At 73.0% G+C, this 19,174-nt stretch carries 17 protein-coding genes; 16 read left to right on the top strand and 1 reads right to left on the bottom strand.

What is annotated here, in order from left to right; all coding sequences use genetic code 11:
- Positions 1-245: 245 nt before the first annotated feature.
- The 6 genes from ACIQWA_RS11070 (at position 246) to ftsH (ending at position 9,040) form a co-directional block, all read left to right on the top strand.
- On the top strand, positions 246-1,643 hold the full coding sequence (locus ACIQWA_RS11070; RefSeq protein ID WP_402480951.1) for an ammonium transporter: 1,398 nt from the start codon (positions 246-248) through the stop codon (positions 1,641-1,643).
- Positions 1,643-1,981, top strand: a complete 339-nt coding sequence (locus tag ACIQWA_RS11065; RefSeq protein ID WP_350524594.1) for a P-II family nitrogen regulator — start codon at positions 1,643-1,645, stop codon at positions 1,979-1,981. Before ACIQWA_RS11070 ends, ACIQWA_RS11065 begins: the two co-directional genes overlap by 1 nt.
- A 209-nt stretch (positions 1,982-2,190) precedes the next feature.
- Entirely contained in the window at positions 2,191-4,626 is a 2,436-nt protein-coding gene (locus ACIQWA_RS11060; RefSeq protein WP_402480948.1) for a [protein-PII] uridylyltransferase, read from the top strand.
- Between the two features lie 169 nt (positions 4,627-4,795).
- Positions 4,796-6,364 (top strand): signal recognition particle protein, encoded by a 1,569-nt coding sequence (gene ffh, locus ACIQWA_RS11055; RefSeq protein WP_402481587.1) that lies wholly within the window; start codon positions 4,796-4,798, stop codon positions 6,362-6,364.
- Between the two features lie 96 nt (positions 6,365-6,460).
- Positions 6,461-7,003, top strand: a complete 543-nt coding sequence (locus ACIQWA_RS11050; protein ID WP_360233143.1) for a GNAT family protein — start codon at positions 6,461-6,463, stop codon at positions 7,001-7,003.
- A gap of 114 nt (positions 7,004-7,117) precedes the next feature.
- The gene (gene ftsH, locus ACIQWA_RS11045; RefSeq protein ID WP_402480947.1) at positions 7,118-9,040 is read left to right on the top strand and encodes an ATP-dependent zinc metalloprotease FtsH; all 1,923 of its coding nucleotides are present in this window, start codon (positions 7,118-7,120) and stop codon (positions 9,038-9,040) included.
- 147 nt (positions 9,041-9,187) lie between these two features.
- Here ftsH and ACIQWA_RS11040 read toward each other — a convergent pair whose 3' ends face one another.
- The gene (locus tag ACIQWA_RS11040; protein ID WP_402480944.1) at positions 9,188-9,892 is read right to left on the bottom strand and encodes a class I SAM-dependent methyltransferase; all 705 of its coding nucleotides are present in this window, start codon (positions 9,890-9,892) and stop codon (positions 9,188-9,190) included.
- Between the two features lie 407 nt (positions 9,893-10,299).
- On the opposite strand from ACIQWA_RS11040, the gene proS reads away from it, so the two are divergent.
- The 10 genes from proS to lepB (ACIQWA_RS10990) all read left to right on the top strand — a co-directional run bounded on the left by proS (position 10,300) and on the right by lepB (ACIQWA_RS10990) (position 19,168).
- Positions 10,300-11,712, top strand: coding sequence for a proline--tRNA ligase (proS, locus tag ACIQWA_RS11035; RefSeq protein ID WP_402480942.1), 1,413 nt, complete (start codon positions 10,300-10,302; stop codon positions 11,710-11,712).
- A 444-nt stretch (positions 11,713-12,156) separates the two neighbouring features.
- Complete coding sequence (locus ACIQWA_RS11030) at positions 12,157-12,735, top strand: hypothetical protein (RefSeq protein ID WP_188307074.1); 579 nt, start codon at positions 12,157-12,159, stop codon at positions 12,733-12,735.
- A 436-nt stretch (positions 12,736-13,171) separates the two neighbouring features.
- On the top strand, positions 13,172-13,600 hold the full coding sequence (gene rpsP / locus ACIQWA_RS11025) for a 30S ribosomal protein S16 (protein WP_360233154.1): 429 nt from the start codon (positions 13,172-13,174) through the stop codon (positions 13,598-13,600).
- Between the two features lie 2 nt (positions 13,601-13,602).
- Positions 13,603-13,842: an RNA-binding protein gene (locus ACIQWA_RS11020; protein ID WP_030056773.1), complete on the top strand. Its 240-nt coding sequence runs from the start codon at positions 13,603-13,605 to the stop codon at positions 13,840-13,842.
- Between the two features lie 176 nt (positions 13,843-14,018).
- Positions 14,019-14,579 carry a ribosome maturation factor RimM gene (gene rimM, locus ACIQWA_RS11015; protein WP_360233157.1) on the top strand — a complete coding sequence of 187 codons (561 nt, stop codon included), beginning with the start codon at positions 14,019-14,021 and terminating at the stop codon, positions 14,577-14,579.
- Between the two features lie 134 nt (positions 14,580-14,713).
- The gene (gene trmD / locus ACIQWA_RS11010) at positions 14,714-15,532 is read left to right on the top strand and encodes a tRNA (guanosine(37)-N1)-methyltransferase TrmD (RefSeq protein WP_402481585.1); all 819 of its coding nucleotides are present in this window, start codon (positions 14,714-14,716) and stop codon (positions 15,530-15,532) included.
- Positions 15,533-15,686: 154 nt separating this feature from the next.
- Complete coding sequence (gene rplS / locus ACIQWA_RS11005) at positions 15,687-16,037, top strand: 50S ribosomal protein L19 (protein WP_030056776.1); 351 nt, start codon at positions 15,687-15,689, stop codon at positions 16,035-16,037.
- A 77-nt stretch (positions 16,038-16,114) separates the two neighbouring features.
- Positions 16,115-16,975 carry a signal peptidase I gene (gene lepB, locus ACIQWA_RS11000; protein ID WP_402480939.1) on the top strand — a complete coding sequence of 287 codons (861 nt, stop codon included), beginning with the start codon at positions 16,115-16,117 and terminating at the stop codon, positions 16,973-16,975.
- Positions 16,959-17,921, top strand: coding sequence for a signal peptidase I (gene lepB / locus ACIQWA_RS10995; protein WP_402480936.1), 963 nt, complete (start codon positions 16,959-16,961; stop codon positions 17,919-17,921). Before lepB (ACIQWA_RS11000) ends, lepB (ACIQWA_RS10995) begins: the two co-directional genes overlap by 17 nt.
- Positions 17,922-18,163: 242 nt before the next feature.
- Positions 18,164-19,168: a signal peptidase I gene (lepB, locus tag ACIQWA_RS10990; RefSeq protein WP_402480933.1), complete on the top strand. Its 1,005-nt coding sequence runs from the start codon at positions 18,164-18,166 to the stop codon at positions 19,166-19,168.
- Positions 19,169-19,174 lie beyond the last annotated feature (6 nt).

The raw sequence follows: 19,174 nt of genomic DNA, 5'->3' as shown, positions 1-19,174 counted from the left end.
CGGTGCGGCGCCGAGGTGAGGCGGTACGGGCGGTGCGGTGAGGCGGCACGGTAACCCATCCGGCCCACCGTCCGGGCCGCGGTTCACGTGCCCGTAACCCGCGCGACGCACGCGTCACGGCCGTGAAACAACCGGCCGCACTGGCCGAAACCAGCCTTCGGCACTCTCCTCTTCATCGCCGCCACCCCGGGTGGCACGGGACAGGTGCCCGGGGGAGGAGCGGCACTCACGCAGAGGAGACGCCGATGCCGGACGGCTTCAGCGCGGGCGACACCGCCTTCGTACTCATCAGTGCGGCCCTGGTCATGGTGATGACCCCGGGCCTGGCCTTCTTCTACGGGGGCATGGTCAGGGCCAAGAGCACACTGAACATGCTGGCGATGAGCTTTCTCTCGCTCGGCATCGTCAGCGTGCTCTGGGTGCTCTACGGCTACTCGCTCAGCTTCGGGCCCGACGCCTTCGCCGGGCTGATCGGCAACCTGGACTTCCTCGGGATGCGCGGCATCGGGCTGAACGAGCTCACCGGATCGATCCCGGTCACGGCGTTCGCGGTCTTCCAGCTGATGTTCGCGATCATCACCCCGGCGCTGATCAGCGGTGCGATCGCGGACCGGGCCAAGTTCTCCGCCTGGGGCCTGTTCATCGCGCTCTGGGTGACGGTGGTCTACTTCCCGGTCGCGCACTGGGTGTTCTTCTTCGACAGCGGTAACGGCGGCTGGCTGGGCGACCGCAACGGCGTGATCGACTTCGCCGGCGGCACGGCCGTGCACATCAACGCCGGTGTCGCGGGCCTCGCGCTCTGCCTGGTGCTGGGCAAGCGGGTCGGCTTCAAGAAGGACCCGATGCGCCCGCACAGCCTGCCGCTGGTGATGCTCGGCTCCGGGCTGCTCTGGTTCGGCTGGTTCGGCTTCAACGCGGGCTCGGCGCTGGCCGCCAACGGCGTGGCCGCGATGGCGATGGTGAACACCCAGGTCGCCACCGGTGCGGCGCTGGTCGGCTGGCTGGTCTTCGAGAAGCTCAAGCACGGCGCGTTCACCACGCTGGGCGCCGCCTCCGGCGCGGTGGCCGGGCTGGTCGCGATCACCCCGGCCTGCGGCTCGGTCAGCCCGCTCGGCGCGGTGGCGATCGGCCTGGTCGCGGGGGCCGTCTGCGCCGCCGCCGTCTCGCTCAAGTACCGCTGGGGCTTCGACGACTCGCTCGACGTGGTCGGCGTGCACGCGGTGGGCGGGGCGATCGGCTCGCTGCTGATCGGCCTGTTCGCCACCGGCGGGGTCGGCCAGACCGCCAAGGGCCTGTTCTACGGCGGCGGTCTCGGCCAGCTCGGCAAGCAGGCGATGGGCGTGGCGGTGGTCGCCGCGTACTCCTTCGTGCTCTCCTGGCTGCTGGCCAAGGCGGTCGACAAGCTGGTCGGCTTCCGGGTCCCCGAGGAGGTCGAGGTGGCCGGCATCGACCAGGCCGAACACGCCGAGTCCGCCTACGATTTCAGCGCCGTCGGCGCGGGGCTGGCCCGGGCGCTCCCGACCGTGGGCGCCGGTGCCGCGAACGGTGGGAAGCCCGCCGGGAAGCCCGCTGACCCGCCCGCCGGAAAGCCCGCTGACACGTCCACCGGGACGTCCGTCGAGAAGACCGAGGTCGACGCCTGATGAAGCTCATCACCGCTGTGATCAAGCCCTACCGCCTGGACGAGGTGAAAGCCGCCCTGCAGGCCTTCGGGGTCCACGGCCTCACCGTCACCGAGGCCAGCGGCTACGGCCGCCAGCGCGGCCACACCGAGGTCTACCGGGGCGCCGAGTACACCGTCGACCTGGTACCGAAGGTCAGGATCGAGGTCCTGGTGGAGGACGAGGACGCCGACGACCTGATCGACGTCCTGGTGAAGGCCGCCCGCACCGGGAAGATCGGCGACGGGAAGGTGTGGAGCATCCCGGTCGACACCGCCGTCCGGGTCCGCACCGGCGAACGCGGCCCGGACGCCCTGTGAGGCACTGACCGATCCGGCGGATCCGCCCCCTGCCCGGGGCGCGGGTCCGCCCGTCGGCGCATCCCCGCTCAGCCGCACCACGGCTCGGCCCTGCGACGCCCAGCCGCACGACGGCCCAGCCCTAGGACGGCTCCTCCCCACGACGGTTCCTCCCTACGACGGCTCCTCCCTACGACGGCTCATCCGCACCACGGACGGGACCCACGCGCATGACCACCGAGACCAGCCCCTCCGACCCCCTCGGCCACGCGGCGGCCAGGACCGCGCTGCTGGAGCGCCCCGGGCTGACCGGCCGCCCGCGCCGGGCCGCGCTCGCCCGGCTCACCGACGACTGGCTGGCCGCGCTGCTCGCCGACGCCGGAGCCCCGGCGTCCGGCGTCGCGCTGGTCGCCGTCGGCGGCTACGGCCGGGGCGAGCTGTCCCCGCGCAGCGACCTGGACGTCCTGCTGCTGCACACCGGCCCGATCCCCCGCGAGCTGCCCGAGCGGATCTGGTACCCGGTCTGGGACGCGGGCGCCAAGCTCGACCACTCGGTGCGCACCGTCGCCGAGGCCCGGTCGGTGGCCGCCACCGACCTCAAGGCCCAGCTCGGCCTGCTGGACGCCCGGCACCTCGCCGGGGACCGGGAGCTCACCGCCACGCTGCGCTCCGCGGTGTTCACCGACTGGCGGGCGAGCGCCCCCGCCCGGCTGCCCGAACTGCGCGAGCTGGGCCGGGAGCGGGCCGAGCGGCACGGCGAACTGTCCTTCCTGCTGGAGCCCGACCTCAAGGAGGCCCGCGGCGGTCTGCGCGACCTGGTCGCGCTGGACGCCGTCGCCGCCACCTGGCTGGCCGACGCGCCCCGGGACGGACTGGACGCCGCCGCCCTGCGCCTCGCCGACGTCCGCGACGCGCTGCACCTGGTCACCGGCCGGGCCACCGAGCGGCTCGGCCTCCAGGACCAGGACCAGGTCGCCGAGCGGCTCGGCGTGCTGGACGCCGACACCCTGCTGCGCCAGGTCTACGAGGCCGCCCGGACCATCGCCTACGCGAGCGACGTCACCTGGCGGGCGGTGGACCGGGTGCTCGCCGCCCGGTCCGGCCGGGGCCGCCGGGCGGTCCGGCTCGGCTTCCCGTTCACCGGCGCCGGGCGGGGCGCCGGCGCGGTGGGGCGGGGGGCCGTCGCCCGCCGTCCGCTCGCCGAGGGCGTGGTCGAGCAGGACGGCGAGGCGGTGCTCGCCCAGGCCGCCCGTCCGGCCGCCGACCCGGTGCTGCCGCTGCGCGCCGCGGCCGCCGCCGCGCAGAACGGGCTGACCGTCTCGTACGCGACGGTGCGCCGGCTGGCCGCCGAGTGCCGCCCGCTGCCGGTGCCCTGGCCGGACGAGGCGCGCGAGCAGCTGGTGACCCTGCTGGGGGCGGGGGAGGCGGCCGTCCCGGTGTGGGAGGCGCTGGAGGCGGAGGGGCTGGTGACCAGGCTGCTGCCGGACTGGGAGCGGGTCCGCTGCCGTCCGCAGCGCAACGCGGTGCACCGCTGGACGGTGGACCGGCACCTGGTCGAGACGGCGGTCCGGGCCGCCGCGATGACCCGCCGGGTGGCCCGACCGGACCTGCTGCTGGTCGCCGCGCTGCTGCACGACCTCGGCAAGGGCTGGCCCGGCGACCACAGCGAGGCCGGCGAGGTGATCGTCCGCGACCTGGCCGCCCGGATGGGCTTCCCCGCCGAGGACACCGAGACCCTGGCGGTGCTGGTCCGCCACCACCTGACGCTGGTGGACACCGCCACCCGACGCGACCCGGACGACCCGGCCACCGTCGAGGCGATCACCAAGGCGGTCGGCACCCTGCCGGAGCTGGAACTGCTGCACGCCCTCACCGAGGCCGACGCGCTGGCCACCGGCCCGGCGGCGTGGAGCAGCTGGCGGGCCTCCCTGGTGGACGGCCTGGTGGCCCGGGTCGCCGCGCAGCTGGCCGGCGGCGTGGCCGCCCCGGCGCAGGCGCCGCCCGGCGCGGAGCAGGAGCGGCTGGCGGTCGAGGCCGCCCGCACCGGCGCCCCCGCGCTGTCGCTGCTGGCCCAGGCCGAGGGGGCGGACCCGGGCACCGAGCCGATGGGCGTCGAGCTGAACCTGGCCGTCCCGGACCGGCCCGGGCTGCTCGGCACGGTCGCCGGGGTGCTGGCGCTGCACCGGCTGACCGTCCGCTCGGCGGGCCTGCGCGAGCTGGACCCGATCGGCGCCGGCCCGGTGCTGCTGCTGTCCTGGCGGGTGGCGGCCGAGTTCGGCGAGCTGCCGGAGGCGGCCCGGCTGCGCGCGGACCTGCGCCGGGCGCTGGACGGCTCGCTGGACGTCTCCCGCCGGCTCGCCGAGCGGGACGCCGCCGCTCCGCGCCGCAAGGGCATCCCGACTCCGCCGCCGCTGGTCACGGTGGCGCCCGCGGTGGCCTCGGCGACCGCGACCGTGCTGGAGGTCCGGGCGCACGACGCCCCCGGGCTGCTGCACCGGATCGGTCGGGCGCTGGACGGGGCGGGGGTGCGGGTGCGCACCGCGCACGTCTCCACGCTGGGGGCGGAGGCCGTCGACTCCTTCTACCTGACCGATCCGGCCGGCCTGCCGCTGGACGCCGAGCGGGCCCGGGAGGTGGCGGCGGCGGTCCGGTCGGCGCTGGACTGACGGCCTCCCGTACGGGCGGCGGAGGCCGGCCCGCACGGGCGGTGGAGGCCCTGCCCGTACGGGCGGTGGAGGGCCGCCCGTACGGGGGTGGAGACCGTACCCGGGGCGGCCGGATACCCTGGGGACGACGACCGTACCGATACCGATGCCGCAGAGGACCCGCGACGACGTGTTCGACACCCTTTCCGATCGCCTCGCAGCGACGTTCAAGAACCTCCGGGGCAAGGGCCGCCTGAGCGAGGCGGACATCGACGCCACCGCCCGCGAGATCCGCATCGCGCTGCTGGAGGCGGACGTCGCGCTGCCGGTCGTCCGGGCCTTCATCAAGCAGGTCAAGGAGCGGGCGCTCGGCGTCGAGGTCTCCGGCGCGCTGAACCCGGCGCAGCAGATCATCAAGATCGTCAACGAGGAGCTCATCGCCATCCTCGGTGGCGAGACCCGCCGGGTGCGGTTCGCCAAGAGCGGCCCGACGGTCATCATGCTCGCCGGTCTCCAGGGTGCCGGTAAGACCACCCTGGCGGGCAAGCTCGGCGCCTGGCTCAAGAAGCAGAAGCACACCCCGCTGCTGGTCGCCTGCGACCTCCAGCGCCCCAACGCGGTCAACCAGCTCCAGGTGGTCGCCGAGCGCGCCGGCGTGGCCTTCTACGGCCCGCAGCCGGGCAACGGCGTCGGCGACCCGGTGCAGGTCGCCAAGGACTCGATCGAGTACGCCAAGCAGAAGCAGTACGACGTCGTCGTCGTCGACACCGCCGGTCGCCTGGGCATCGACGCCGAGCTGATGCAGCAGGCCGCCGACATCCGCGCCGCGGTGAACCCGGACGAGGTCCTGTTCGTCGTCGACGCGATGATCGGCCAGGACGCGGTCACCACCGCGCAGGCCTTCCTCGACGGCGTCGACTTCACCGGTGTCGTGCTCTCCAAGCTCGACGGCGACGCCCGCGGCGGTGCCGCCCTGTCGGTCGCGCACGTCACCGGCCGCCAGATCATGTTCGCCTCCAACGGCGAGAAGGTCGACGACTTCGACGCCTTCCACCCGGACCGGATGGCCTCGCGCATCCTGGGCATGGGCGACGTCCTCTCGCTGATCGAGAAGGCCGAGCAGACCTTCTCGCAGGCCGAGGCCGAGAAGATCGCCGCCAAGCTGCGCGGCGGCCCGAAGGCCTTCACGCTGGACGACTTCCTGTCCCAGCTGGAGCAGGTCCAGAAGATGGGCTCGATCTCCAAGCTGCTCGGCATGCTGCCCGGCATGGGCCAGATCCGCGAGCAGATCAACAACATCGACGACAAGGACGTCAACCGGGTCGGCGCGATCATCAAGTCGATGACCCCGACCGAGCGCGCCGAGCCGGAGCTGATCAACGGCTCCCGCCGGGCCCGCATCGCCAAGGGCGCGGGCGTCCAGGTCGGTGAGGTGAAGAACCTGGTCGAGCGGTTCTTCGACGCCCGCAAGATGATGTCCGCGATGGCCTCCGGCAAGGGCATGCCCGGCATGCCGGGGATCCCGGGCATGGGCGGCGGCGCGAAGAAGTCCGGCAAGAAGGCCCCGCAGGCCAAGGGCAAGCGCAAGAGCGGCAACCCGTTGAAGCGGGCGCAGGAGGAGGCCGCGGCCGCCGAGCGCCGCGCGCTCGGTCCGGGCGCCGGCCAGGGCCCGGCCGACGGCGGCGGCGCGTTCGGTCTCGGCGCGGGCAAGGGCCCGGCCGACTTCGAACTGCCCAAGGAGTTCAAGGACCTGCTGTAGTCCTCGGCGACCCGCTGTGCGGCCCGTCGTCCGGAGCTCTCCGGGCGGCGGGCCGTTCGCGTGTCCGGGGTCTTCGCGGTACCGGATGATGTCGGCATGTCAGATGATGTCGGCGTGCGAGTGATGATCAGGGCCCCGAGGGCCGAGGACGAGGTTGAGTACGCGGAGGCGGTCCGACGCTCCGCCGAGCACATCGGACGGTGGAACCCGGTCGAGCCGGACGGGCTGCCGGAACTGCTCGGACGCCAGGGGGCGGGCCTGCGCACCTTCCTGGTCATCGACCGGGAGACCGGCGGGCTGGTCGGCAAGGTGAACGTCGCCAACATCGTGATGGGCCGGTTCTGCAACGCCTCGCTGGGCTACGACTCGTACCTGCCGTACGCGGGCACCGGGCGGATGACCGAGGGCCTGCGACTGGTCCTGGACCGCTGCTTCGCCCCGCAGTCGGCCGGCGGGCTGGGCCTGCACCGGCTGGAGATCAACGTGCAGCCGGAGAACGAGCGCTCGATCGCGCTGGCCAAGCGGCTGGGCTTCCGGCACGAGGGCTACACCCCGCGGATGCTGTTCCTCCAGGGGGACTGGCGCGACCACGAGCGGTTCGCGCTGACCGCGGAGGAGTGGCCGGGCGGCACGGCGTAGTCCGCCGTCGGAAGGTCATATCCGCTGGTCGCAGGCCTCGGTGCGGGCCGTACGGGCGGTCGGGCGCGGCGTTGCGGTTGGCCCGCCCGAGCGGCTGTCCGTATCGTCCGGTGGGTGACCGAACCCGTGCCGCCGCGCCAGACCCCCGACCAGCCCTGGCGGTCCGAGGGCGCCCCGCCCCCGCCGCCGCCCCGCCGCCGGATGCCCGGCGGCTGGGCGGGCCTCGTCCTCACCGCGCTCGTGGTGTTCCTGATCTCCGACCTGCTGCTGTCGTTCTTCGGCAACCAGGGCGCCACCACGATCTCCTACACCGAGTTCAACAACCAGCTGAACAAGGGCAACATCACCAAGATCTACGCCAAGGGCGACGCGATCGAGGGCACCCTCAAGAGCGCCCAGCCCAAGCCCGACGGCGGCAAGGGCGACTACACGGACTTCGCCACCCAGCGCCCCTCCTTCGCGGGCGACAACCTGTGGACCACCCTGCAGCAGCAGGGCGTCGAGGTCACCGCCACCTCCCCGGTCCAGCAGCGCAGCTTCCTGACCAACCTGCTGCTCTCGCTCGCCCCGATGCTGCTGCTGGTCTTCGTCTGGGTGCTGCTGGCCCGCCGGATGGCCGGCGGACTCGGCGGCGGACCGCTCGGCCGCAAGGCCCCGCCCAAGCCGGTCACCGCCGACCAGGGCAAGCGCACCACCTTCGCCGACGTGGCCGGCATCGACGAGGTCGAGGCCGAACTCACCGAAGTGGTCGACTACTTGAAGAACCCCGAGCGCTACCGCAGGCTCGGCGCCAAGATGCCGCGCGGGGTGCTGCTCAGCGGCCCGCCCGGCACCGGCAAGACCCTGCTGGCCCGGGCCGTGGCCGGCGAGGCGGACGTGCCGTTCTTCTCCGCCTCCGCCTCCGAGTTCATCGAGATGATCGTCGGCGTCGGCGCCAGCCGGGTCCGCGAACTGTTCGCCGAGGCCCGCAAGGTCGCCCCGGCGATCATCTTCATCGACGAGATCGACACCATCGGCCGCCAGCGCGGCGCCGGCGGCGGCATGGGCGGGCACGACGAGCGCGAGCAGACGCTCAACCAGATCCTCACCGAGATGGACGGCTTCACCGGCTCCGAGGGCGTCATCGTGATCGCCGCGACCAACCGGGCCGACGTGCTCGACCCGGCGCTGCTGCGCCCCGGCCGCTTCGACCGCCGGATCACCGTCAGCCCGCCCGACCGGGAGGGGCGCGCGGCGATCCTGCGCATCCACACCCGGGCCGTCCCGCTGGCCGGCGACACCGATCTCACCCAGCTGGCCAAGGTCACCCCCGGGATGACCGGCGCCGAACTCGCCAACCTGGTCAACGAGGCCGCCCTGCTGGCCGTCAAGCGGCAGCAGGACGCGGTCAACGAGCGGGACCTCTCGGACGCCCTGGAGAAGGTCCAACTCGGCGCCGTGCGACCGCTGGTGATGCCGCAGGAGGAGCGCGAGCGGACGGCGTACCACGAGAGCGGCCACGCGCTGCTGGGCATGCTCCAGCCGGGCGCAGACCCGGTCCGCAAGATCACCATCGTGCCGCGCGGCCGCGCCCTCGGCGTCACCCTCTCCACCCCGGAGAACGACCGCTACTCGTACACCGAGCCCTACCTGCGCGGCCGGATCATCGGCGCGCTCGGCGGGATGGCCGCCGAGCAGGTGGTCTACGGGGTGATCACCACCGGCGCGGAGAGCGACCTGGAGCAGGTCACCAACATCGCCCGTGGGATGGCCGGGCGCTGGGGGATGAGCGAGCGGGTCGGGCGGCTCACCGCCGTGCCTGCGGACGCCCAGGGCGCGTACGGGCTCTCGGCGGCGCCGACCACGCTGGACGCGGTGGACGAGGAGGCCCGGCGGATCGTCGCCGAGTGCTACGAGGACGCGGTGCGGATCCTGAACGAGGAGCGGCACCGGCTGGACGCGCTGGCGGCGGCGCTGCTGGAGGCGGAGACCCTGGACGAGGAGGCGGCCTACCGGGCCGCCGGGGTGCCGCGGAAGGCCTCCGAAGAGGAGGCGTGAGCCGGGGAACCGGGGGCGCCCGCCGTGGTGGCGGGCGCCCCGGTTTTCGCGGGGCATCAGCGGGGCACAGGGGCCTCCGGCGGGCCAGATCGGCGGGCCAGATCGGCGGGCCAGATCCGCGGGACACATCGGCGGGGCCGCCCGCGATCAGCGGGGCCGCTCGGCGACCAGGTAGCGGAAGACGTTCTCCATCCGGACCGAGCCGTCCGGGCGCAGGTACGGCTGCAGCGCCTCCTCCAGCTCCTTGGCCACCAGCGGGGCGCCGGAGAACTCCTCGGCCGCCTCGAACAGTCCGGTGGAGAGCAGGCCGCGCACCGCGCTGTCGAGGTCCGGGTAGGCGAACGGGCAGCTCACCCGGCCGCTGCCGGCCGGACGCAGGCCGGCCGGGGGCAGCAGGTCCTCCAGCGCCCCCGGCGCGCTCAGTTCGAAGGGGTCGCGCGCGGTGGCCCGCCCGGCCGTCCGGCGGGCCGCGTCCAGCACCGGGGCGCTCTCGCAGCGCTCCGGCGGTCCCCAGGCGGCGAGCACCACGTGCCCGCCCGGGAGGGTGAGCCGGGCCGCCTCGGCGACCACCGGCCCGGGCTCGGCGGAGCCGGGCAACTGGTCGAAGACCGTCACCAGCGAATGGGCCGAGCGGGGGACGGCGGCGGCCGGCCGGGCCCCCGCGCACACCCGCAGCCGACGGCCCCGGGCCAGCTCGCGCAGCTCGTCCCGCGGCTCCTGCCCGGCGACCTGGGCGCCCCGTCCGGCGGCCAGCAGCAGGGCCAGCCCGGACCGGCAGCCCAGGCCCAGCACGCTGCTCGCCGGACCGACCTCCAGGCGGTCGTAGACCGCCTCGTAGAGCGGCACCAGCATGCGCTCCTGGATCTCCGCCCAGTCGCGCGCCCGCGCGGGCCCCGCGGCCTCCTGCGGGGGGTGGTGCGGTCGTGCGCCGGTCGGTTGTGCGCCCGCCGGTCGTGCGGTCCCTGGTCGTGCGGTCCCTGGTCGTGCGGTCGTGCCGGTCGTCCGAGCTGAAGCCATCGCGGCCTCCCATCCGGTCCTTCGGTGTGCAGCTACGGCTCCCCCAAAGTCCCGCCCCACTCCAGCGAACAGCGGGTCGGGCCCGGCGTCCAGAGGGGTGCGGGGTGGTGCGCGCGTGTCGCGGTCGTGCGCCCCCTGCGGGCGGCCTGCGGTCGGTGTGCCACGACTGAGGGTGTCCTCACCCCCTCATCGGTGTGATACCGATTCGAAGTGAGGGGGCCGATCCCCGTACCATTCCGCCCATGGCTAAGGCACCCGTTCTCACCCCTCAGGCGGAAGACTTCCCGCGCTGGTACCAGGACCTCATCAACAAGGCCGAGCTGGCCGACAACGGTCCGGTGCGCGGCACCATGGTCATCCGACCGTACGGCTACGGCCTGTGGGAGCGGATGCAGCAGGAGATGGACGCGCGCATCAAGAAGGCGGGCGCCCAGAACGCCTACTTCCCGATGTTCATCCCGCAGTCCTACCTGACGAAGGAAGCCGAGCACGTCGAGGGCTTCGCGCCCGAGCTCGCGGTGGTCACCCACGGCGGCGGCAAGCAGCTGGAGGAGCCGGTCGTCGTCCGGCCGACCTCCGAGACCATCATCAACGAGTACTTCTCGAAGTGGGTGCAGAGCCACCGCGACCTGCCCCTGCTGATCAACCAGTGGGCCAACGTGGTCCGTTGGGAGCTCCGCCCGCGCGTCTTCCTGCGCACCACCGAGTTCCTCTGGCAGGAGGGCCACACCGCCCACGCCACCTACGAGGACGCCCGCGCGTACGCGTCGATGATCCACACCCAGGTCTACGGCGACTTCATGACCAACGTGCTCGGCATCGACGTCGTGCTCGGCCGCAAGACCGCCAAGGAGCGCTTCGCCGGCGCCATCAACACCCTCACCCTCGAGGGCATGATGGGTGACGGCAAGGCGCTGCAGATGGGCACCAGCCACGAGCTGGGCCAGAACTTCGCCAAGGCGTTCAACACCACCTACCAGCTGCAGGGCGCCGAGCGGGAGCACGTCTGGCAGACCTCCTGGGGCGTCTCGACCCGCATGGTCGGCGGCCTGATCATGTCCCACGGCGACGACAACGGCCTGCGGGTGCCCCCGCGCCTGGCCGCGGTCCAGGCCGTGGTGCTGGCCATCAAGGGCGACGACGCCGTCATCGCCAAGGTCCGCGAGATCGGCGCCCAGCTGGAGGCCGTCGGCATCCGGGCCGTGGTCGACGACCGTACCGACACCCCGTTCGGCCGCCGCGCCGTCGACTGGGAGCTCAAGGGCGTTCCGCTGCGCATCGAGGTCGGCCCGCGCGACCTCGAGAACGGCACCGCGATGCTGGCCCGCCGCATCCCGGGCGGCAAGGAGCCGGTCTCCATCGACGCGCTGGCCGCCCTGCTGCCGGGCATCCTGGAGGAGGACCAGGCGCTGCTGCTGCGCCAGTCCCGCGAGCGCCGCGAGTCCCGCACCGTCGACGTCAAGACCCTCGACGAGGCCGTGGAGGCCGCCGCGACCGGCTGGGCCCGGATCTCCTGGGCCGACCTCGGCCCGGAGGGCGAGGCCAAGCTGGCCGAGCAGGGCGTCACGGTGCGCTGCATCGTCGCGGCCGACGGTTCGGTGCCGCAGGCGGACGACCAGGACGGCAATATCGCGATCGTCGCACGCGCGTACTGATGTGATCGTGGCGTGCGCGTACTGATCGCGTGCCGCCCACCGATGTCGGCCGTCGTCGGGTAATGACCGGCGGCGGCGACATTTGCCCGGAATGCGGGTGGGTAAGAATCCGGTAACTCTGCCGGAGGGGGCCCAGCAGGGTACATCCCTACTGGCCGGTCAACTGCCGGTATTAACGGAATAGCGGTACGGTGTACGGCCCGTGGCCCTGTCAACTTCGACGGGCCCACGGGCCGTACGTCCAGGGGGCGACAGCCCGCTCTCCGGACGGAATTCACGAGGCCCGCCGACGTTGCGACGGGCCGAAACCCGCAGGGGGTTGGTCTTGCCTCAGATCCGGAACGCGCAATTCGCGCGCAGTCGTGCATTCCTGGGAGTTCCCTGGGAATTCCCGGAGAACGGGAACATGCGGAACATCGGCGCACTCTGCATCGTTGGTCTAGCGTGAGCACGACACAGCCCCTCGTCCTCGCGGCCGAACTGGCCGCCGCCTGGAGCGACATCCAGGCCTACCACCAGGACCTCCCCGACCTGGCCTCGCCCGAGGCACTGATCGGCGAGTCCTCCTCGGCCTGTGGCACGCGGCTCGGTTTCGAGCGGCTCCTCCACGAGGCTGCCCACGGTCTGGCCGCGGCCCGGGACATCCGGGACACCTCGCGGGCCGGCCGCTACCACAACCGGCGCTTCCTGATGCTCGCCTCCGAGCTCGGCCTGGCGCACCCGGTCGAGCCGCACGCCAGCAGCGGCTTCTCCCAGGTGACCATGCTCAAGGAGACGCAGGAGCGCTACGCCGAGACCATCGAGCGGCTGGACCGCGCCCTCGGCGCGCACCAGGAAGCGGTGGCCGGCGACGGCACCAACCGCGCGTTCCGCGGCCCGGCCGCCCGGCACGGTTCCTCCGGGGGCGGCGTCCGGGTCAAGGCCGTCTGCGGCTGCGGGCGCAACGTCCGGGTCGTGCCGTCGGTGCTCGCCCAGGCGTCCATCGTCTGCGGCGCGTGCCAGCAACCGTTCAAGATCGCGTAATCCGGAGTCGGGACCGGTCGACGACTGTGCGGGCAGTCGGCTCGGCCGGGATGATCGGCACCGGCGGCATCGGTGGCATTGGTGAGTCCGTGGGCTGACCGGGAGCGGGGGCTCCCGGTCGAGCCCTGAGCGGTTCCCCCTGCTCCGGCCCAGTTGTTTCTCGGCTCCGTCCGAGGCGCCCCCTCGGCACCGTCCGAGGCGCCCCCGGCTCCGGTCCAGGTGCTCCCCGGCTTCGGCCCAGGTGCTCCCCGGCTCCGTCTGCGACGGCCGGGTGAAGAGCTCTGCCGCCGATATGGCAGAATGGACAGCTGAGTACTCGGCAGCCGAGCAGGACCCCTCTCTCCTACGGCTGGCGTGTCCCTTGAGCGGACCGCCCCGCAACCCCACGCGGACGCGAGACCCCTCACCCACGTCAACACCAGGAGAATCCACTCCCGTGGCAGTCAAGATCAAGCTCAAGCGTCTCGGCAAGATTCGCTCCCCGCACTACCGCATCGTCGTCGCCGACGCCCGCACCAAGCGTGACGGTCGCGCGATCGAGGAGATCGGCATCTACCAGCCGACCTACAACCCCTCGAAGATCGAGGTCGACGGCGAGCGCGCCCAGTACTGGCTGTCCGTCGGCGCCCAGCCGACCGAGCCGGTGCTCGCCATCCTCAAGCTGACCGGCGACTGGCAGAAGTTCAAGGGCCTGCCGGCTCCGGAGCCGCTGAAGGTCGCCGAGCCCAAGGTCGAGGACTTCTCGCACCTGTTCGCGAAGGCCGTCGCCGGCTTCGAGGACGCCACCACCGGTGTCGCCATCACCCCGAAGGCCAAGAAGTCGGACAAGGCCGAGGCTGAGGCCGACGCCGGCGCCGAGGCCTGATCGTGATCGAGGACGCCCTCGACCATTTGGTGAAGGGCATCGTCGAGCACCCCGACGAGGTGCAGGTGCGCTCGCGCAACCTGCGTCGGGGCAACACCATCGAGGTGCGGGTGCACCCCGATGACCTCGGCAAGGTGATCGGCCGGGGTGGCCGCACGGCGCGCGCACTGCGCACCGTGGTCGGCGCCCTCGGCGGTCGCAACGTCCGGGTCGACCTGGTCGACGTGGACAACATTCGCTGACGCAGCTGCTCGTTCAGCCGTCGGGCTTGAGGCCGACCGGGACGCATGTCGTCCCGGTCGGCCTTTCTCTGTCTCCGGCCGCCGGACCCAGCCTTCGTCACCGGTCTTGGCCACCGGTTTCGTCACCAGCCTTTGTCTCTGTCTTCTCGCTCAGCAACTCCAGGAGAACGATCACCGTGCAGCTCGTCGTCGGCAGGATCGGCCGTGCCCACGGCATCCGGGGGGACGTCAGTGTCGAGGTCCGCACCGACGAGCCGGAACTCCGGCTCGGCCCCGGTGCCGTCCTGCTCACCGACCCGGCCTCGGCCGGGCCCCTGACCGTCGAGTCCGGCCGGGTGCACAGCGGTCGGCTGCTGCTGCGCTTCGCCGGCGTCAAGGACCGCAACGCGGCGGAGGCGCTGCGGGGCACCCTGCTGATCTCCGAGGTCGACCCGGAGGAGCGTCCGGACGACCCGGAGGAGTACTACGACCACCAGCTGGTCGGCCTCGACGTGGTGCTGCTCGACGGCACCCGGGTCGGCGAGCTGACCGGGGTCGTCCACCTGCCGTACCAGGACCTGCTCACGGTGGAGAAGGCCGACGGTACGGAGGTGCTGGTGCCCTTCGTCACCCAGATCGTGCCGACCATCGACCTGGAGAACCAGCGGGCCGTGATCACCCCGCCGCCCGGGCTGATCGACCTCGACGACGCCGAGGTCGCCGGCGGCGCTTCGGAGGAGCCGGAGGAGTCGGAGTGAGCACGGAGCAGGACCTCGCCCGGACGGACGTTCCGGAGGCCGCCCCGGCGGCCGTAGCGGGGGACAACCCGGCGGCCGTACCGGCGGACGCCCCGGAGAGCGCTGCGGCGGTCACCCCGGGCGTCCAGTCGGGGATGCGGATCGACGTCGTCTCGATCTTCCCGGAGTACCTGGAGCCGCTGAACATCTCGCTGGTCGGCAAGGCCCGGGCCCGCGGCCAGCTGGACGTGCACGTCCACGACCTGCGCGGATGGACCCACGACGTGCACCGCACGGTGGACGACAGCCCGTACGGCGGCGGCCCCGGCATGGTGATGAAGCCCGAGCCGTGGGGTGAGGCGCTGGACGCGGTGGTGGCCGGCGGCCCCGAGGGCCAGGTGCCCACCCTGGTCGTTCCCACGCCCAGCGGGCGGCCGTTCACCCAGGAGCTCGCCCAGGAACTCGCCGGGCGCCCCTGGCTGGCGTTCACCCCCGCGCGGTACGAGGGCATCGACCGCCGGGTCATCGAGGAGGCGGCCACCCGGATGCCGGTGGTCGAGGCCTCGATCGGCGACTACGTGCTGGCCGGCGGCGAGGTCGCGGTGCTGGTGATGGTCGAGGCGATCGCCCGGCTGCTGCCCGGCGTGCTCGGCAACGCCGAGTCGCACCGGGACGACTCCTTCGCGCCCGGCGCGATGGCCGACCTGCTGGAGGGCCCGGTCTACACCAAGCCCGCCGAGTGGCGCGGCCGGACCGTCCCGGACGTCCTGCTCAGCGGCAACCACGGCAAGATCGCCCGCTGGCGGCGGGAGCAGGCCTTCGCCCGCACCCTGGCCAACCGGCCGGACCTGGTCGGGCGCTGGCAGCACGGCGCCTTCGACAAGAAGGACCGGGCGGCGCTCGACGCCCTGGGCCTGGTCTGGGACGAGGAGCTCGGCCGATTTCGGTCCACGGCCGTCGATGTGGAAGAATAGGCCGCTGCTGTCTGTCGCTGGCCCCCTTCCGTAGGGGGCGCGTGGACCGGCGCCCCCGCCACGGGGGGATCGCCGTCAGCCGATGCGGCCCGCAGCTCACCCCATTGTGACGAACTTCCGTGGGCGGCCCGTGGCGCCTGCGATGGAGAGCAACATGAGCAACAAGCTCGCTGCTGTCGACGCGGCCTCGCTGCGCACCGACATCCCGGCCTTCCGTGCCGGTGACACCCTGAAGGTTCACGTCCGGGTCATCGAGGGCAACCGCTCCCGTGTCCAGGTCTTCCAGGGCGTCGTCATCCGCCGCCACGGCGCCGGCATCGGTGAGACCTTCACCGTCCGCAAGGTCAGCTTCAACGTCGGCGTGGAGCGCACCTTCCCGGTGCACACCCCGGTCGTCGAGAAGATCGAGGTCGTGACCCGCGGTGCGGTTCGCCGCGCCAAGCTGTACTACCTGCGTGACCTCCGCGGCAAGGCCGCGAAGATCAAGGAGAAGCGCGACCGCTGATCCACCGCCCCCCGGCCGCGCCGGGGGACCGGAGCGCTCCGAGGGACCGGGCCACCGCAAGGTAAGCTCTGCGCCCGATGAGCACGCACGAACCACCCGCGGACCGCGACGGCAGTCCCGCACCCACCGGTGCGGACTCGCTGTCGCGGTCCGCGGTCGTTTCCGAGCCGGAGCAGCGGTCGGCGGGGGTAGGGGCCGAGCCCGAGCCCGAGCCCGGGGCCGCGGCCGAGGGTGAGGCCGAGGCCGAGGCCGAAGAGCCCGGGCGGTCGCGCTCGCGGGACCTGCTGCTGCTGGCCGGGATCTGCCTGGCGGCCCTGCTGCTGGTGAACGCCTTCGTGGCCCGTCCGTTCACGGTGCCCTCGGGCTCGATGGAGGACACTCTGCAGCCCGGCGACCGGTTGGTCGCCAACCAGCTCGCCTATGCCTTCGGCGGGCATCCCCAGCGCGGCGACGTGGTGGTCTTCGACGGGACGGGCTCCTTCCTCCGGGATTCGGCCGAGCCGCCGGGGTTCTGGGACGGCCTCCGCTCGGTCGGCCGGGACCTGGGGCTGGTCCCGGCCGGCGACACGGTCTACGTCAAGCGCGTGATCGGCGTCGCCGGGGACCGGGTGCGGAGCACCGGCCCGGGGGCGCCGCTCACCGTCAACGGTGTGCCGCTCGACGAGAGCGCCTACCTGGCCCCGGGCGACCAGCCGTCCGCGGTGGCCTTCGACGTCCTGGTGCCGAACGGCAAGCTGTTCGTGCTGGGCGACCACCGGAGCGCCTCCCGGGACTCCCGCGACCACCTCGGGGAGCCCGGTGGCGGGTTCGTGCCCGAGGACAAGGTGATCGGCCGGGCGGACTGGGTGGTCTACCCGTTCTCGCGCCTGACCGGCCTGGACCGGCCCGCGGCCTTCGCCGCGGTCCCGGGGACTGGTGGCCGTGGGGACCAGGGGTAGGGGCCGGGTCGCCGACCGACCGGCTCCGGAACCGGGCGGGAGCGGGGGCGGGAGCGGAGCGGGGGAGTCCGCGGTCGGACCGGCCGCGACGGTCGCGCCGGTCCGCGGCCGCGCCGATCGTCGTCGCAGCGCCCGCCGCGCGGCCAGACGGCGCAAGCGCTCGCTGCTGCGCGAGTTCCCGCTGATCATCCTGGTGGCCCTGCTGGTGGCACTGGTGATGAAGACCTTCATGATCCAGGTGTTCGTGATCCCCTCGGGCTCGATGGAGCAGACCATCCAGGTCGGTGACCGGGTGCTGGTGGACAAGTTGACCCCCTGGTTCGGCAGTGAGCCGCAGCGCGGCGACGTGGTGGTGTTCAAGGACCCGGGCGGCTGGCTGGAAGCCGATCGCAAGGCCTCCGACGACGGTCCGGTCCTGGGCCCGGCGAAGCACGTGCTGACCTACGTCGGGCTGCTGCCGTCCGACGACGAGCAGGACCTGATCAAGCGCGTGATCGGCGTCGGCGGGGACACCGTCGAGTGCTGCGACCCGCAGGGGCGGCTCAGCGTCAACGGCCGGGCGGTGGACGAGCCGTACCTCGCGGCGGGCAACCCGCCGTCCCGCCAGCCGTTCAAGGTGACGGTGCCGAAGGGGCGGCTGTGGGTGATGGGGGACCACCGCGACGTCTCCGCCGACTCCCGCTTCCACATGGGCAACCCCGGACAGGGCACCGTCCCGCTGAGCGACGTGGTCGGTCGCGCCTTCATGATCGGGTGGCCGCTGGGCCGGCTCCATCAACTCGCCGAACCAGGTTCACTCTCCTCTCTCGCCGCGAGCTCGCGGCCCGGCGGAACTGCGCCGGAATCGATGGGCATTGGGCCGGTTCCATTGGAACCGCCGCTCGTTATGGGTGTGTTGGGCATCCTTCCGTTCGTCGTTCGCCGGTCGGGGCGGCCTCCGCGGTGAGCCGCTCCGGTCGTCGCACGGCCGGACGGTGCGTGTGGAACCGCGAGCCGGATGCCCTGGAGTGATAGAGAAGTGCAGGTACGGCCGGGAGTGGTCCCGGTCGTGCGCCGGGGCCGGGTTGGTGTCAGGAGAGCCTGCTGTGGGCAACCCTGATGCGTTCATGGTCGTGGTGAGCGTGGTGCCCGCTGTGCGGCACTCTGAGCGCGGGCGCGCAGGCGTCCGCACAGCAGGGAGGAGACGTTGTGGGGGATTTGGTGATCGGCGCCCGCTCAGGCGCCGGGGAACCCGAGGGCCCGGGCGGTCGGGTGACCCGCTCCGCCGAGTCCTCGGCGCCTTCCGCCGCGGTCGAGGACACGGCCGCCCAGACCGCCGACGAGCACGGGAGCGGGGCCGACGGCCCGGCGGAGCCCCGGCAGCCGGAGAGCGGGCCGACCGACGAGCCGGAGTCGGAAGCTCCGGCCAAGCCGCGCAAGCAGCGCTCCTTCCTGAAGGAGTTGCCGATCCTGGTCGGCATCGCACTGATCCTGGCGCTGGTGATCAAGACCTTCTTCGTCCAGGCGTTCTCCATTCCGTCCGAGTCGATGCAGAACACGCTGCAGGTCGGCGACCGCGTGCTGGTGGACAAGCTGACCCCGTGGTTCGGCGCCGAACCCGAGCGCGGGGACGTCGTGGTGTTCCACGACCCGGGCGGCTGGTTGGGCGACGAGCCGACCCAGCAGAGCAGCAACTCCTTCGTCCGCGGGGTCCAGGACGTGCTCAGCTTCGTCGGGCTGATGCCCTCCGCCAACGAGAAGGACCTGATCAAGCGGGTCATCGCGGTCGGCGGCGACACCGTCGAGTGCAAGAACGACGGCCCGGTCAAGGTCAACGGCGTCGCGCTCAACGAGCCGTACATCTACCCGGGCAACACCCCCTGCGGGACTCAGCCCTTCGGCCCGATCAAGGTGCCGAACGGGCGGATCTGGGTGATGGGCGACCACCGCGCCGACTCGCTGGACTCCCGCTTCCACATGGACCAGCCGGGCGGCGGGTCCGTGCCGGTGGACAACGTGATCGGGCGCGCCTTCGTGGTGGCCTGGCCGATCGGCCACTGGTCCACGCTCCCGGTGCCCGACACCTTCGACCAGAAGGGCCTGGCGGCGGCCTTGCCGGCCGCGCCCCCCGTGGCCGGTGCGGTGGGGGCCGTCGCGCTGCTTCCGCTGGTGCGTCGGGCGCGGGCCCGGACGGAGCGCCGGAAGGAGTCCTGAGCTCCA

The sequence above is a fragment of the Kitasatospora sp. NPDC098652 genome (assembly GCF_044760155.1).
Taxonomy (GTDB): domain Bacteria; phylum Actinomycetota; class Actinomycetes; order Streptomycetales; family Streptomycetaceae; genus Kitasatospora.
The sequence above is the reverse complement of the archived record's forward strand: the minus strand, read 5'-3'. Positions and strand labels throughout refer to the sequence as shown.

Coding starts and splice junctions, on each gene's coding strand:
- ACIQWA_RS11070 (WP_402480951.1), top strand. CDS start 246: ATGCCGGACGGCTTCAGCGCGGGCGACACCGCCTTCGTACTCATCAGT.
- ACIQWA_RS11065 (WP_350524594.1), top strand. CDS start 1,643: ATGAAGCTCATCACCGCTGTGATCAAGCCCTACCGCCTGGACGAGGTG.
- ACIQWA_RS11060 (WP_402480948.1), top strand. CDS start 2,191: ATGACCACCGAGACCAGCCCCTCCGACCCCCTCGGCCACGCGGCGGCC.
- ACIQWA_RS11050 (WP_360233143.1), top strand. CDS start 6,461: ATGTCAGATGATGTCGGCGTGCGAGTGATGATCAGGGCCCCGAGGGCC.
- ACIQWA_RS11040 (WP_402480944.1), bottom strand. CDS start 9,892: ATGCTGGTGCCGCTCTACGAGGCGGTCTACGACCGCCTGGAGGTCGGT.
- proS (WP_402480942.1), top strand. CDS start 10,300: ATGGCTAAGGCACCCGTTCTCACCCCTCAGGCGGAAGACTTCCCGCGC.
- trmD (WP_402481585.1), top strand. CDS start 14,714: ATGCGGATCGACGTCGTCTCGATCTTCCCGGAGTACCTGGAGCCGCTG.
- rplS (WP_030056776.1), top strand. CDS start 15,687: ATGAGCAACAAGCTCGCTGCTGTCGACGCGGCCTCGCTGCGCACCGAC.
- lepB (WP_402480939.1), top strand. CDS start 16,115: ATGAGCACGCACGAACCACCCGCGGACCGCGACGGCAGTCCCGCACCC.